The organism is Streptomyces harbinensis, assembly GCF_900116145.1.
GTDB classification, from domain to species: domain Bacteria; phylum Actinomycetota; class Actinomycetes; order Streptomycetales; family Streptomycetaceae; genus Streptomyces; species Streptomyces carpaticus.
Window position 1 is genome coordinate 164,863 of record NZ_FPAB01000001.1, and the last position, 14,012, is coordinate 178,874.

General features: G+C 73.5%; 16 protein-coding genes. 9 read left to right on the top strand and 7 right to left on the bottom strand.

The window, feature by feature from the left end:
• Positions 1-58 precede the first annotated feature (58 nt).
• A complete protein-coding gene (locus tag BM385_RS00770) occupies positions 59-1,378 on the top strand; it encodes a Cmx/CmrA family chloramphenicol efflux MFS transporter (protein ID WP_175542887.1) in 1,320 nt (439 codons plus the stop codon).
• Here the strand turns inward: BM385_RS00770 and BM385_RS00775 are convergent.
• The gene (locus BM385_RS00775) at positions 1,339-1,947 is read right to left on the bottom strand and encodes an HD domain-containing protein (protein ID WP_247482581.1); all 609 of its coding nucleotides are present in this window, start codon (positions 1,945-1,947) and stop codon (positions 1,339-1,341) included. The genes BM385_RS00770 and BM385_RS00775 overlap by 40 nt on opposite strands.
• A gap of 92 nt (positions 1,948-2,039) precedes the next feature.
• On the opposite strand from BM385_RS00775, the gene BM385_RS00780 reads away from it, so the two are divergent.
• The 4 genes from BM385_RS00780 (at position 2,040) to BM385_RS00790 (ending at position 3,630) form a co-directional block, all read left to right on the top strand.
• Positions 2,040-2,747, top strand: a complete 708-nt coding sequence (locus BM385_RS00780; RefSeq protein WP_019431703.1) for a copper homeostasis protein CutC — start codon at positions 2,040-2,042, stop codon at positions 2,745-2,747.
• An 89-nt stretch (positions 2,748-2,836) separates the two neighbouring features.
• Positions 2,837-3,001, top strand: a complete 165-nt coding sequence (locus BM385_RS26950; RefSeq protein ID WP_175542888.1) for a hypothetical protein — start codon at positions 2,837-2,839, stop codon at positions 2,999-3,001.
• Positions 3,002-3,091: 90 nt separating this feature from the next.
• A complete protein-coding gene (locus BM385_RS00785) occupies positions 3,092-3,364 on the top strand; it encodes a type II toxin-antitoxin system Phd/YefM family antitoxin (RefSeq protein ID WP_019431705.1) in 273 nt (90 codons plus the stop codon).
• A complete protein-coding gene (locus BM385_RS00790) occupies positions 3,361-3,630 on the top strand; it encodes a type II toxin-antitoxin system RelE family toxin (RefSeq protein ID WP_093841868.1) in 270 nt (89 codons plus the stop codon). The genes BM385_RS00785 and BM385_RS00790 overlap by 4 nt, the downstream gene beginning before the upstream one ends.
• Before the next feature lie 28 nt (positions 3,631-3,658).
• Here BM385_RS00790 and BM385_RS00795 read toward each other — a convergent pair whose 3' ends face one another.
• Complete coding sequence (locus BM385_RS00795) at positions 3,659-4,195, bottom strand: helix-turn-helix domain-containing protein (protein ID WP_246338364.1); 537 nt, start codon at positions 4,193-4,195, stop codon at positions 3,659-3,661.
• Positions 4,196-4,304: 109 nt separating this feature from the next.
• Here BM385_RS00795 and BM385_RS00800 point away from each other — a divergent pair, with 109 nt between their 5' ends.
• Both BM385_RS00800 and BM385_RS00805 read left to right on the top strand, forming a co-directional pair.
• Positions 4,305-5,006, top strand: a complete 702-nt coding sequence (locus BM385_RS00800; protein WP_093842216.1) for an AzlC family ABC transporter permease — start codon at positions 4,305-4,307, stop codon at positions 5,004-5,006.
• The gene (locus BM385_RS00805; RefSeq protein ID WP_093841870.1) at positions 5,006-5,317 is read left to right on the top strand and encodes an AzlD domain-containing protein; all 312 of its coding nucleotides are present in this window, start codon (positions 5,006-5,008) and stop codon (positions 5,315-5,317) included. Before BM385_RS00800 ends, BM385_RS00805 begins: the two co-directional genes overlap by 1 nt.
• On the opposite strand, the gene BM385_RS26665 is transcribed toward BM385_RS00805, so the two are convergent.
• From BM385_RS26665 to BM385_RS00820, 3 genes are all read right to left on the bottom strand, one after another.
• Positions 5,198-5,665 carry a hypothetical protein gene (locus BM385_RS26665; protein WP_139275127.1) on the bottom strand — a complete coding sequence of 156 codons (468 nt, stop codon included), beginning with the start codon at positions 5,663-5,665 and terminating at the stop codon, positions 5,198-5,200. The two genes, BM385_RS00805 and BM385_RS26665, sit on opposite strands and share 120 nt — an antisense overlap.
• 141 nt (positions 5,666-5,806) lie before the next feature.
• Entirely contained in the window at positions 5,807-7,882 is a 2,076-nt protein-coding gene (locus tag BM385_RS00810; RefSeq protein WP_019431710.1) for a HelD family protein, read from the bottom strand.
• 394 nt (positions 7,883-8,276) lie between these two features.
• The gene (locus BM385_RS00820) at positions 8,277-9,929 is read right to left on the bottom strand and encodes a DNA repair helicase XPB (RefSeq protein WP_019431711.1); all 1,653 of its coding nucleotides are present in this window, start codon (positions 9,927-9,929) and stop codon (positions 8,277-8,279) included.
• 210 nt (positions 9,930-10,139) lie between these two features.
• Between BM385_RS00820 and BM385_RS00825 the strand changes: the two genes are divergently transcribed.
• On the top strand, positions 10,140-11,519 hold the full coding sequence (locus tag BM385_RS00825; protein ID WP_237751207.1) for an AAA family ATPase: 1,380 nt from the start codon (positions 10,140-10,142) through the stop codon (positions 11,517-11,519).
• Positions 11,520-11,627: 108 nt separating this feature from the next.
• Positions 11,628-12,095 (top strand): RloB family protein, encoded by a 468-nt coding sequence (locus BM385_RS00830; RefSeq protein WP_254791407.1) that lies wholly within the window; start codon positions 11,628-11,630, stop codon positions 12,093-12,095.
• Between the two features lie 35 nt (positions 12,096-12,130).
• Here BM385_RS00830 and BM385_RS00835 read toward each other — a convergent pair whose 3' ends face one another.
• Positions 12,131-13,045, bottom strand: coding sequence for an aminoglycoside phosphotransferase family protein (locus BM385_RS00835; protein ID WP_093841871.1), 915 nt, complete (start codon positions 13,043-13,045; stop codon positions 12,131-12,133).
• Between the two features lie 22 nt (positions 13,046-13,067).
• Complete coding sequence (locus BM385_RS00840) at positions 13,068-13,907, bottom strand: M23 family metallopeptidase (RefSeq protein ID WP_019431715.1); 840 nt, start codon at positions 13,905-13,907, stop codon at positions 13,068-13,070.
• Positions 13,908-14,012: the final 105 nt, after the last annotated feature.

Genomic DNA, 14,012 nt, shown 5'->3' on the forward strand with positions numbered 1-14,012 from the left:
GGCCCGCGTCACGGTGGGCGCAGGAATGCGCGCGGCGGCGGTGGCTGTTGGCCCTCGCGTGCCTGAATCCCCCGAATCCGCCCCGCCCGCCGGCCCCGCCGCCTCCGGCCCCGCCACTGCCGGCCCGGAAGCGGCCGGCCCCACCCGGCTGCCCACCGCCGTCATCGTCCTCGGGGTCGCCGTGTTCGCGCTCGGCACCTCGGAGTTCATGCTGTCCGGGCTGCTGCCCGAGGTCGCCGACGACCTGAACGTCTCCATCCCGAGCGCCGGGCTGCTGATCTCGGCGTTCGCGATCGGCATGGTGGTCGGCGCGCCGGTGCTGGCGGTGGCCACCCAACGGCTGCCGCGCCGGGTGACGCTGATCGGGCTGCTCGCGGCGTTCGGCATCGGCCATGTGGTGGGCGCGCTGTCCTCCGGGTACGCGCTGCTGTTCGCCTCCCGGGTGGTGAGCGCGCTGGCCTGCGCCGGGTTCTGGGCCGTGGGCGCGGCGGTGGCGATCTCGCTGGTGCCGGTGCACGCCCGGGCGCGCGCCATGGCGGTGATGATCGGCGGTCTTTCCATCGCCAACATCGCCGGGGTGCCGGGCGGGGCGTTCCTCGGCCAGCACCTGGGCTGGCGGTCCTCGTTCTGGGCGGTGACCCTGATGACGGCCGTCGCGCTGGTCGGCGTGGTGCTCTTCGTGCCCCGGGACAGCGGTGCGAAGGGCGGCACCGGCGCGGACGGCGCCCGGCTGCGGCTCGCCGACGAGCTGCGGGTCTTCAAGGACGGCGCGGTGCTGCTGGCCATGGCGACGGTCGTGGCGTTCGCCGCCGGCACCTTCTGCCTCTTCTCCTACCTGGCGCCGCTGCTGACGGACGTCACCGGGCTGAGCGAGTCCTGGGTGCCGGCCGTACTGGCGCTGTACGGGGCGGGCGCGCTGGCCGGGACGATGATCGGCGGCCGGGTGGCGGACGCCCACATGTTCGGCACGCTCTACACGGGCCTGGGCGGGGCGGCGGCCGTGCTGGCGACGCTGGCGCTGACCGCGCAGTTCGCGGTGGCGGCGGTGCTGCTGTCCGGGCTGCTGGGCCTGGCCTCGTTCCTGGTCGCCCCGGCGCTCAACGCCCGGATCTTCAATGTGGCCGAGGGCGCCCCCACCCTCGCGGGCGCCAGCGCCACCTCCTCGTTCAACACCGGCAACACGCTCGGCCCCTGGGTCGGCGGCCTGGTCATCAACGCGGGCCTCGGCTACGTGTGGACCGCCTGGGTGGGCGCGCTGATCGCCCTGATGGGGCTGGGGCTCGCGTTCGCCCAGTCCCGGCTGTCGGCCCACCGCTCCCGGGTGATCGCTTCGGGCTGTCAGCCGGTGAGCAGCGAGAGTTCCGCCGTCACGTTGTAGCGGGCGGTGGCCTCCCAGTGCGCGGCGCCGTACGGGGTGTGGAACAGCCGGGGCAGCGCCAGCAGCCGCTCCAGCACCCCGGCGCGCCCGGCGCGGAAGGCGGCGTCCGGCACGAACCCGTACTCCTGGCGCACCTCGGCGGCGTAGACGGCGTACGCGGCGGGCGGCGAGGCCAGGACGCCGAGGTCGGCGTCGCACAGCGCGGCGCCGTCGGTGTCGCCGGGCGCCGGGTCGTGGGTGGTGGTGAGCCGCACCAGCCGCACCACCTCGGCGGTGCGCCCGCCGGGCGGCAGCCGGTCCTCGGCGAGTTCGGCGGCGGCCTCCTCGTTGCCGTCCGGGTCCCGGGGGTCGTACACGGCGTCGTGGAACCAGGCCGCCAGCGCGACGGCCACCGGGTCGGCGGCGTACTCGGCGGCCCCCAGCTCGTCCAGCCGGTCCAGCACCGCCCGCAGATGGGCGGCGGTGTGGTACCGGCGCTGCGGCTCGTGCCAGCGGTCCAGCAGCTCGCGGGCGAGCGCGGGCGGGCCGGGGAAGCGTGCGATCAGCGCGCTGTCGTCGTCACCACTCATCCGGGCATTGTGCCCCGGGACGCGCGCCGCCCGCGCGAACACCCGGGTGGCATTTCGGCATCCCCGCCCGGCAACCGGGGAAGGGCTCAGCCATGCCGCGCCCCTTGCTCGAAGTCATCGCCCTCACCGCCCAGGACGCCGTTGCCGCCCAGCAGGGCGGTGCCGACCGCCTCGAACTGGTGACGGGCATGGACCAGGACGGTCTCACCCCCGGCCCGCGCACGGTCGCCGCCGTGCGGGCCGCCACCACCTTGCCGGTCCGGGTGATGCTGCGCGCCTCGGCCGGGTTCGGCGCGGGCGGCACGGACGGGGTGGTGCGGCTGTGCGCGGCGGCCAGGGAACTGCGGGCGGCCGGGGCGCGGGAGTTCGTGCTGGGCTTCCTCGACCCGGCGGGCCGGGTGGATGTGGCGGCGGTACGGACGGTGGTGGAGGCGCTGGACGGCGCGCCGTGGACGTTCCACCGGGCGCTGGACCACAGCGCCGACCGGGCGGCGGCCCGCCGGGCGCTCCAGGGGCTGCCGGGCCTGGACACGGTGCTGACCGCCGGGGCGCCGGGCGGGGTGGCGGACGGACTGCCGGTCCTGCGCGGCGAGGCGGCGCCGGGCCGCCCGCCGGGGCCCCGGCTGATGGCGGGCGGCGGGCTGCGGCACACGCAGCTGCCGGTCCTGCGCGCGGCCGGGGTGGACGCCTTCCACATCGGCTCGGCGGCGCGTACCGGCGGCTCCTGGTCCGCCCCGGTGACGGCGACGGCGGTCCACTCCTGGCGCCGCGCGCTGGACGACGTACCGGTGGCGGGCTGATCCCCGCCCCGGCGAGGACGGCGATCTGCGGTCTCCTCTGCTCGAAGAGCTCGGGGAGGGCCACCGGGGCGCCCGTCTACACTCACCGCATGTCGACACTCGAACTGATCGCCGCCTGGGGCCTGGTGGCCGGCGGCGCTCTGCTGCTGCTCAGCACGCTGCGCGGCGACCACGCCCGCGGCCCCCGGATCAAGCAGAGCGGCATCGCGGTCGCCGTGATCGCGGTGGGCGCGCTGGTCCTGCTGAACGGCTGACGGACGGCCCGCCGGGGCGGGCGGCGTCCGCGGAGCATTCTCGAACGTCGACCCCACCCACGTGTACACAATCGTGCGTACACTGGTCCCATGACGGATTCCTTCAGCATCCGCGAAGCCCGGGCGCAGTTCGCCACGCTCATCCACCGGGCGGAAGCCGGCGATGCCACGGTGATCACCAGGAACGGCGTCCCCGTTGCAGCGCTCGTCCCCATCCACGAGCACCAGGCGCTGGAGGACGCGGCGGACGAACTGCTGGCCCGGGAGGCGGAAGCCCACCGGGGGGACGACACGGTCGGCATGAGCGAATTGCTGGCCGACCTGTTCGCTGAGCGGAACGGTGGGGGAACAGCCGCCGCATGAAGTACGCCTTCCGTTTCACCACGGCGGCGCAGCGCCAGCTGCGGGCCGTCGACCAGCCGACGGCGATGCGCATCCTGGCCGCCCTCACGGCGCTCGGGGACGACCCGTACCGCAAGGATGCGGACATCAAGAAGCTGAGCGGCCACGAGGACCTCTACCGGCTCCGGGTTGGTGCGTACCGCGTGGCCTATACCGTCGACGACGGGGAACTGGTGGTTCTCGTCATCAAGGTGGGCAACCGCCGCGACGTCTACCGCGGACTGTAGATCGCGCACCCGCCACTCTCCCCCGGCGTCAGATGTGCTCCATCACCATCACCGCCGAGGTGTCCGGGACCAGCGCGCGGAAGCTGTGCGGGGCGTCGCCGGGGTAGGAGAGGTAGTCGCCGGGGCGCAGTTCCACCGGGGCGTCGGCCGGGCCGATGAGGGCGTGGCCGGTGGCCAGGACGGCGTGTTCGACGGTGCCGGGCAGGTGCGGGGCGGAGAGCCGGGGTTCGCCGGGCTGGAAGACGATCCGGTAGATGTCGCGGCGGGCGCCGGGCGGGCAGGTGGCGAGGACGACGGCGGTGTAGTCGGCGTGTTCGGCGTGGGTGGCCGGGCCCTCACCGGCCCGGATGACGCGGGTGGTGGGGCGGGGCGGGTCCACGAGGTGGCTGAACGGGACGCCGAGCGCCGCGCCCAGGGCCCACAGGGTCTCGACGCTGGGGTTGCCGGAGCCGTTCTCCAGCTGGGAGAGGGTGGATTTGGCGATGCCCGCCCGCTTGGCCAGCTCGGTCAGGGAGAGGCCGGCGCGGGTGCGTTCGCGGCGGATGGAGGCCGCGATCGTACCGATGAGGTCCACTGACGACTCCCTGTCTCGCTGACGCGCTCGCGACTGTTCGCTCCACACTACCAATCGTTCGCCTTGACGAACGACGCCCGGTGCGTTCACTCTGATGGACATGCCTTCGATATGGCGAACACTGGACGGCGGGACCCGCCGCGCCATCGTGCTGGTCTCCCTCGCCTACACCCTCATCGCCGCCTCCTTCGGCGCCCTCGCCGTCTCCGGCGGCCTCCCGCTGTGGGTGCCGATCGTCATGTCCCTGACCGTGTTCGCGGGGGCGTCCCAGTTCGCCACCGTCGGCGTCGTCTTCGCCGGCGGCGGCCCGGTCGCCGCCGTCCTGGCCGGGCTGGTGCTCAACGCCCGGCTGCTGCCGTTCGGCTTCGCCCTCGCCGACTCCTTCGGCTCGCGCTGGTGGAGCCGGCTCGCCGGCGCGCACCTCCTCACCGACGCCTCGGTCGGCTTCGTCCTCCCGCACCGCGACCCCGCCCGCCGCCGCGCCGCGTTCTGGGCCGGCAACATCGCCGTCTTCCTCACCTGGAACGCCGGCGTCGCCCTCGGCGCCGTCGCCGGCGACCGGGTCGCCGACACCGACGCCCTCGGCCTGGACGCCGCCCTGCCCGCCATCCTGATCGCCCTCGTCCTGCCCGCCCTCACCAGCCGCGACGCCCCCGGACGCGCACGCCGCCGCGCCGCCCCGGCCGGCGCGGCGCTCGCCGTGGCCACCACCCCGCTGCTGCCGCCCGGACTGCCGGTCCTGCTCGCCCTGGCGGCGCTGCCCCTCACCCTGCTCGGCCCCCGCGCCGGAAGGAACGCCTGATGCTGCCGCTCACCGCCATCGCCGTCCTCGCCGCCGGCACCCTCGCCTTCCGGCTCGCCGGACCCCTCCTCCACCGCCGGCTCGCCCCGGGAGAGCGCACCCGCGCGCTGCTCGCCGACGCCGCCACCGTGCTGCTCGTCGCCCTGGTCGCCACCGCCGCGCTCACCGAGGGGCAGGGCGCGGCCGGCTGGTCACGCCCCGCCGGGGTACTGGTCGGCGGAGCTCTCGCGCTCCGCCGGGCCCCGCTGCTCGCGGTCGTCGTCGCGGCGGCCGGCACCACCGCCGTCCTGCGGCTGTGCGGCCTCCCCTGACCCGGCCCGCGCCCCGCGCGCCACCCGCTCCCGGCCCGCCATCCGCCTCCGGGCCGCGCCGAACAGCGCGCCCGCCCACAGCACGTTCAGCGTCTGCGCGGCCAGGATCGACGGCACCACGTACCAGCCGGGCAGCCCGTCCGCCCAGACCAGATGCCCCAGGCCGGTGGTCAGCATCAGGGACGGCAGGGACAGCGCGATCAGCAGCATCCCCGGGGCCATCGAGGTACTCCCCTCCCGCCCCAGCACCGGCAGCCACGCCAGCACCATCACCCCCGCCAGCACCGCCGTCACCGGATTGGCCAGCAGCGCGCGCCGGCGCACCGCACCTCCCGCGTGCCCTTCCATGGGCGCTCCCGTCCGTGGCCTCCCCCCTCGGACGCGCCCCCGCGCCCGCGGGTTCCGCCACCCACCGGAACGGGCCGGGGCCCCGCCACCAACGGGCCGCCAACCGGCCGCGCCGCGCCACCGACCGCCGTCGAGCGCCCGCTACCCGGCCGCCAGCCGGTCCGGCAGCGGCGCCGCGTGCGTGATCGTCAGCCCCGACACCGCACGGGTGAGCGCCACGTACAGCCGGCGCAGCCCGGTCCGTTCGTCCGGCTCGCCGTCCACCACCGCCGCCGGCTCGTCCAGCACCACGTAGTCGTACTCCAGACCCTTCGCCAGCGACGCCGGCACCAGCGTCAGCCGCGCCTCGGCGGAGGTCTCCTCACCCGGCGTCAGATACGCCAGCCCGGCCGCCGCCAGCGCCGCCCCCAGCACCGGCACCCGGGCGTCGGCCGCGATCAGACCCACCGAACCCTCCCGCGCCAGCGCCTCCCGGCACGCCGCCACCGCCGCCGCGTCCAGCTCCGCCACCGGCACCTCCCGGACCACCAGCGAACCCGCCGAATCCCGGATCGAGGTCGCCTCCGACAACTCGGGCGCGATCGCCGGCAGCAGCCGCGACGCGTACGCGATCACCTTGCGCGGCACCCGGAACCCCTGCGTCAGCTCCTCCACCACCGCCTCCGGCTTGCCCAGATGCGCCAGCGCCTCCGCCCAGCCCGAAGTCGCCCACGGCGTGGTGCCCTGCGCGATGTCGCCCAGCACCGTCACCGAACCCGTACTGCACCGGCGCCCCACCGCCCGGTACTGCATCGGCGACAGATCCTGCGCCTCGTCCAGCACCACATGGCCCAGCGACCCGGTCCGCTCGATCAGATCCCGCGCCTCGTCGATCAGCACCGCGTCGGCCGGCGACCAGCGTGCCGACTTCACCGAACGCGCCGGGCGCTCCCACAGCAGATGCTTCTGCTCGTCCTCGTCCAGCACCCCGTCCGCCACCCGGGCCAGGAACGCGGCGTCCGACAGCAGCCGCAGCACCAGCTTCACCGGATCGACCTGCGGCCACAGCTCCTTCACCACCGCCTTGACGGCCGGGGTGCGGGCCACCGCGTTCTGCACCCGGTCGTCCGGCGCCTCGCCCGCCGCCTCCATCCGCACCAGCACCGCGTGCGCGATCCGCTGCGGCAGCGCCTCCCGCGCCGCCCCGTACCGGATGTCCCGCGCCAGCAGTTCCGTCACGATCTCCGTGATCTCCTGGGCCGGCACCCGCCAGCGGCGCGAGCCGCGCACCACGACCACGCCCTCGGCCGGCACCGTCCGCACCCCGTCCCGCACCGCCCGGCGCAGCACCGCCGCCATCCGCGCGTCGCCCTTGAGCCGGGCCGTGGCCGGGGAGTCCGTGCCGCGGATCTCCAGACCGGCCGACACCAGATCGTCCACCGTCGCCTGCTTGACCTCCAGCTCGCCCAGCGCCGGCAGCACCTGCTCGATGTAGCGCAGGAAGGAGCGGTTCGGCCCGATCACCAGGGTGCCGCTGCGGGCCAGCCGCTCGCGGTAGGCGTACAGCAGATACGCCACCCGGTGCAGGCCCACCGCTGTCTTCCCGGTGCCCGGCGCGCCCTGCACGCACACCGAGCCGGACAGCCCGGCGCGCACGATCTCGTCCTGCTCGGGCTGGATGGTGGCCACGATGTCGCGCATCGGACCCACGCGGGGCTTCTCGATCTCGCGCTGGAGGAGGGCCGAGGAGCGCTCCGCTTCCTCCGGGTCGGTCAGGTGCTCGTCCTCGTACGCGGTCAGCTCGCCGCCGTCGTACCCGAAGCGGCGGCGCAGCCCGACGTCCTGCGGGTCGGTCTTGGACGCGCGGTAGAACGGCTGGGAGGCGGGGGCGCGCCAGTCGATGACCATCGGGTCGCCGTGCGCGTCGTGGACGTGCCGGCGGCCGATGTAGAACCGGCGGCCGGTCTCGTCGCCCTGCTCGCCCAGGTCGTGCTCGTAGTCGACCCGGCCGAAGAACAGCGGGGTGTCCGCCAGGTCGGCCAGGGACTTGATGCGCAGGGCCAGCTCGGAGGCGAGCACCTCGGCGTTGACCCAGTTCGCGGTGACATCGCTGATGTCCAGGCCCTCCGCCTCGGCGCGCATGGTGCGCAGCGCGGCACGGGAGGCGGCCAGGTGGGCCCGCTCGGTGTCCAGGGGCGAGGGGGAGGACGCGGGAAGATCCGTCCGGTCCGCTGGCATGGCGAAGCCTCCGGGAGAAGTCGTGCGGAAGGAACCGCGAGAGGTACGGAAGATGCCGGCCGGTTACCGTGCGGCCGGCTCCACTCCCGACCGGGAGGGAGGCAGACGCAGCACCCTAGGCGCGCCCTGCCGGGAACGCAAACGCTTATCGCGGCTCGGGGTTCTCCCTAAGGGCCGGGGACCGGGCTTTCCGACCGGAGACCGATGCCCGGCGCACACCCCGCGAGGCACGGTGGAGGCATGAGTACCGCGACCGTTCACGGAGCCTCCGCCACCGGGCTCCTCCCGCACCCCCGGCACCGGCTGGGGAACGCGCTGCGCGCCGGCCGGGTCTGGCTGGGCGCGGCGTTCGAGGTGGTCGTCCTGGGCCGCACCGACCCGGAGGCCGCCGGCGTCAGACGCCGTCCGGGGTCTCCCGCAGCTCGGACGCGTCCATGATCCGGTAGGCGTAGCCCTGCTCGGCGAGGAACCGCTGCCGGTGGGCGGCGAAGTCCTGGTCGACGGTGTCCCGGGCGACCACCGAGTAGAACCGGGCCTCGTGCCCGTCCGCCTTGGGCCGCAGCACCCGGCCGAGCCGCTGCGCCTCCTCCTGCCGGGAGCCGAACGTCCCCGACACCTGGATGGCGACCGTCGCCTCCGGCAGGTCGATGGAGAAGTTCGCCACCTTGGACACCACGAGCACGCTCAGCTCGCCCTCGCGGAACGCTCCGAACAGCCGCTCGCGCTGCGTGTTGCCGGTGTCGCCCTTGATGACGGGGGCGCCCAGCGCCTCGCCCAGCTCGTCCAGCTGGTCGATGTACTGGCCGATCACCAGGATCTGCTGCCCGGCGTGCCGCCGCACCAGCTCCTCGGTCACCCGCCGCTTGGAGTCGGTGGTGGCGCAGAACCGGTACTTCTCCTCCGCCTCCGCCATCGCGTACGCCAGCCGCTCCGACTCGGTCAGATCGACCCGTACCTCCACGCAGTCGGCCGGGGCGATGTAGCCCTGCGCCTCGATCTCCTTCCACGGGGCGTCGAAACGCTTGGGGCCGATGAGCGAGAAGACATCCGACTCGCGGCCGTCCTCGCGCACCAGCGTCGCCGTCAGCCCCAGCCGCCGCCGGGCCTGGAGGTCGGCGGTGAACTTGAACACCGGCGCCGGCAGCAGATGCACCTCGTCGTAGACGACCAGGCCCCAGTCCCGGGAGTCGAACAGCTCCAGATGCGGGTAGACGCCCTTCCGCTTCACCGTCAGCACCTGGTACGTGGCGATGGTGACCGGGCGGATCTCCTTGCGGGTGCCGCTGTACTCGCCGATCTCGTCCTCGGTCAGCGAGGTGCGGCGCACCAGCTCGGCCTTCCACTGCCGGGCCGAGACGGTGTTCGTCACCAGGATCAGCGTCGTGGACTTGGCAGTCGCCATCGCGCCCGCCCCCACCAGCGTCTTCCCGGCGCCGCAGGGCAGCACGACCACCCCGGACCCGCCGTGCCAGAACCCCTCGACCGCCTGCCGCTGGTACGGGCGCAGCGCCCAGCCGTCCTCGTCCAGCTCGATCGGGTGCGCCTCACCGTCCACGTACCCGGCCAGGTCCTCGGCCGGCCAGCCGAGCCGCAGCAGCGCCTGCTTGATCTGGCCGCGCTCGGAGGGGTGCACGGCGACCTGGTCGGCGTCGATCCGGGCCCCGACGAGCGGCTTGATCCGCTTGGAGCGCAGCACCTCCTCCAGCACCGGCCGGTCGGTGCTCTGGAGGACGAGCCCGTGCACGGGGTGCTTGACGAGGGAGAGCCGCCCGTAGCGGGCCATGGTTTCGGCCACATCGACGAGCAACGCCTGCGGCACCGGGTAACGCGAGTGGGTGACGAGCGCGTCGACGACCTGCTCGGCGTCGTGCCCGGCGGCACGGGCGTTCCACAGCCCGAGCGGGGTCACCCGGTAGGTGTGGATGTGCTCGGGCGCCCGCTCCAGCTCGGCAAACGGAGCGATGGCCCGCCGGCACGCCTCGGCCTGCTCGTGATCGACTTCGAGCAGCAGCGTCTTGTCACTCTGGACGATGAGCGGTCCCGACACGCGCCTACCTCCGTACTGGTCCGGTTCCGGCCAAGCTTCCAGTGTGCATCAAGGGTGCTGGGGTTCTGGAGCAAAGAAGGTGGAACGCTGAGGCAGTGAAGCCGTATCGAAAGGGTGAAGGCACTGGATCTTGCCGTTTGAGTAGCGGTATCGTCGCACTACGACGAAATCACCGCCCAAACGGTGCGGTGGATGCCGAGGGAGGTCCCGGTGCTCCTGCGCTTCCAGGTGACCAACCACGCGTCACTGCGTGACGAGCAAGAACTGTCGTTGATCGCGAATGACGACCGCCCGGGCCGGGCCGAGTGCGACGTTCCGAGTTCCGAGTTCCGGACGGTTCCGGTGGCCGCCGTCTACGGCCCCAACGCTTCGGGCAAGTCGAACGCGCTGGACGCCCTCATGTGGATGCGTTTCGCCGTTCTTTCCTCCTTCCGCCGCTGGGATCCCGCCGGAGGCGTCCCCCGCCGGCCCTTCGCACTGCGGACCGACCCGGCACAATTCCCCAGTACCTACGAAATGGATTTCGTGGCCGAGGGGACCCGATACGAATTCGGCTTCACCGTCGATGACGAACGCATTATCGAGGAGTGGCTTTTCTGCTTTCCCGAGGGACGGCGCCGGAGGCTCTATGTCCGCGAAGGCTCCGACAGTGAATCGATGACCTTCGGGCGCTCACTCGTCGGCCGCCCCAAGACCATCGCCCGGCTCCTGCGCCCCAACAGCCTGTACCTGTCCGTCGCCGCGGCGCAGGGACATGATCTGCTCGGCACACTGCACCGATGGTTTCGCAACGGTGTACGGGTGGCCTCCGACCAGGATTTCGCCGACCGCCTCGACTACACCATGGAGCTCTACCGGCGACGTGAGACCCGCGGAAGCCGGGGGGAGGCCCTGACGCGGCTGCTGCGGTTCGCCGATCTGGGCGTGGCGGATCTGCGCGTCCAGGATCAGGACGAAGAGGTCAAGGAAGAACACGGACGGGTCGTGGCGGCGCTGCGCGAAGCGCTGGGCCGGCGGGTCCACGTGGCCGGAGTTCCGCGCCACCGCGTCCAGGTGGAGCACCGCACGGACGAAGGACTGTTCGGGCTGGAGATCGACGAGGAGTCGAGCGGCACCCGGACCTGGATCAGCATGCTGGGCCCCGTCCTCTCAGCGCTCGGCGAGGGAAGCGTGCTGTGTGTGGACGAGCTCGACGCACGGCTCCATCCCTATCTGGCGGATGCACTGGTCGGCCTGTTCCAGAACGCGAACTCCAACCGGCACGGGGCTCAGCTGATCTTCAGCACACATGAGACGTCCCTGCTCGGCCACACTTCCCGGACAGAGCTGTTCCGGGATCAGGTCTGGTTCACCGAGAAGGACGCGGGAACCAGCGCGACACGGCTCTTCCCGATAACTGATTTCTATGTGCGCGACTCAGTGACCAAGGACAACCTAGAAAAGCGCTACCTTTCCGGGCGGTACGGTGCCCTGCCCTTCCTTGACGACGATCTGCTGAGTCAGCTGACGGCCGAACTCTCGGACGGAGGGGAACGTGGGTCGGGGAAAGTCGCTGAAACGTCCTCCGGCGCATCGCCGGGAGCGGCGTAGGGTCCTCATCTACTGCGAAGGGGAGTGCACCGAGGATCAGTACTTCAAGGGCCTGCGGGCGGACCTGCGCCAATTCCGCTGACCATCGCCCTCGGACCCGCCCACGGTGTGCCGACCGAACTCGTCCGCGCGGCCGTCAAACACAAGGAGCGTGCTCCGACCAGTCCAGCCGATCGCCGCACCGCGTACGACGAGGTCTGGTGCGTCATGGACGTGGAGGCGCCCGCGCCGCATCCCGATCTCCAGCAGGCGTTACGACTCGCCGGCGACCGCGGCATCAAGGTGGCCCTGTCCAACCCCTGCTTCGAACTGTGGCTGCTGCTCCACTTCCAGGACGTCACCCGATACCGCACCTCCGCGCAGGCGCAGCAGATGCTCGAAGAGCACAAGGGCTGCGGTTACCGCAGGGACCGCAAGCATCTCGATTACCCGGCTCTGCGGTCGCTGCACACGGATGCCTGCGACCGGGCCGCGGCGCTGCGCGCCGTCACCGAGCGGGGGCACCGGACCAATCCGTGGACGGATGTCGATCAGCTGGTGCAGGGGCTCATGGCCGAGCGGAGGCCGGGCGGGTAACCCACTGGGGTGTGCGGGCGGGGCCGGGCGGCCGGTCACGGTGCGTGGAGGGCCGCGTGGGTCAGGGTGTGGGTGGGGGGTGCGGTGGTGGTGCCGGATTCGGCTGCCCACAGGGCGTCCTGGAGGATCCGGGCCAGGGTCCAGGCCACCGCGCGGTCGCGGTCCAGGGCGGCGGTGGCCGTCATCAGGTCGAAGCGGCGGCGCAGCGCGCGGCGCGGGTCGGGGGCGGCGGTGATCTCGGTGAAGCGGTTGCGCAGGGCGGGGAACAGGTCGAAGCAGGGGTCGCCGGCCAGGGGTTTGGGGTCGATCGCCAGCCACGGCTCGCGTTCGCCCGCCAGGACGTTCGCGTAGTGCAGGTCCCAGTGGAGCAGCGACCCGCCCGGTTCCGGCAGCACCTCGCGGAGGGCGGCGGCGCAGTCGGCGTACAGTGCCCGGTCGGCCGGGTCGCGGTAGGCGGCGAGCGCCGGGGTGCGCTCCAGCATCCGGGCGCCGATGCCGGCCAGGGTGCGCAGCCCCGGCGGGGCGGGGACGGTGGCCAGCCGGGCCAGCAGGCCGGACAGCACCTCCAGGGCGGCCAGGTCGTCCGGCACGTCCTCCAGCGAGCGCGGGGCGAGCCGTTCCAGCAGCATGGCGCCGCTCGCCGGGTCGTGCGCGAGCAGCCGTACGGCGCCGCGCCCGGCCCAGGTCGTCAGGGCGAGGGACTCGCCCGCCGTCTCCTCGTCCACCATCTGGAGCTTCAGCGCCGCGGGCGTGCCGTCGGTGGTGCGGACGACCGGGAGCACGAGGGCGCACACGCCGTGCGCCGCCGGGCCGTCCGGGCGCAGGTCCCAGCGCTCCAGCAGGGTGGCGGCCAGCCGGGGCAGGGCGGCGATCCACGCGGCGCCCGGGGCCCCGTGGTACGCCGCGTAGGTGGCCGCCAGCCCTGCCGGTACCTCGATCGGTGCGCGCACGGGCTCACCCTAGGCCGGATCGTCAGCAGTCGGGTATGACGTTTCCGCTGTTGTCCCGGGCCTCGTCGTTGCCCCAGCGGGAGAGGAAGTAGGCCGGTACGTACGCGCCGCGGCCGTTGCCGCCGGGGTAGGTGCGGTCGAGGTCGGTGCGCAGCCACCAGTGGTTGTGGCCGTACACGCCGTCGTACCGGGCGCCCCACACCTTGCAGTACACGTAGTGGGTGCCCTGGAGCAGCACGCCCTGCGGGGAGGCGGTGTCCGGCGCGGCGTAGCCCTCGGTCTGCGCGAAGGTGTCCACCCAGTAGCGGCCCCCTCCCCCGCCGCCGCAGCCGTTGTCGCTGGTGAGGTACCGCTGGTGGTACGAGCCGGGGTACGGGAGCGCGGTGCCGTTGATGCGGATGTCCTGGCCGACGCCGTTGAGCAGCTGCTCGTAGTGGATGTGCGCGCCGGAGGAGTTGCCGGTGGAGCCGGTGGTGCCGATCTGCTGGCCCTGGGCGACGTGGGCGCCGCTGGGCACGGAGTACGCGGCGAGGTGGAAGTAGTAGGTGCGCCAGCCGCCGCCGTGGTCGATGACGATGTAGTTGCCGGCGCCGCCGGCCTGGCTGTGCCGGGTGGCGGTTCCGGCGGCGGAGGCGAGCACGGGCGCGCCGGCGGTGGGCCCGCCGTCGGTGCGGACGAAGTCCAGCGCGCGGCGTACCTCGGCGGAGTGGTGGCTGTACGTCCAGGTCTGGCCGCAGCCGAACGGGGCCTTGAAGGTGGGCGCGGCGGCCGGGGCGGCGGTGGCCCCGTTGGCGGTGCCGGGCAGCAGCATGGAGGCGATGAGCGCCCCGAGCGCGAGCAGGGCGATGCGGAGGGAACGCACCGGGGTCCTCCCGAGGTCGGTCCGTGTGGGGTCGCAGCGGACTTCCCCGGTGCGGGCGCGCGTTACGCGCCGGCCGGCTGGCAGCAAGCGGTCAGCGGGCCGGTC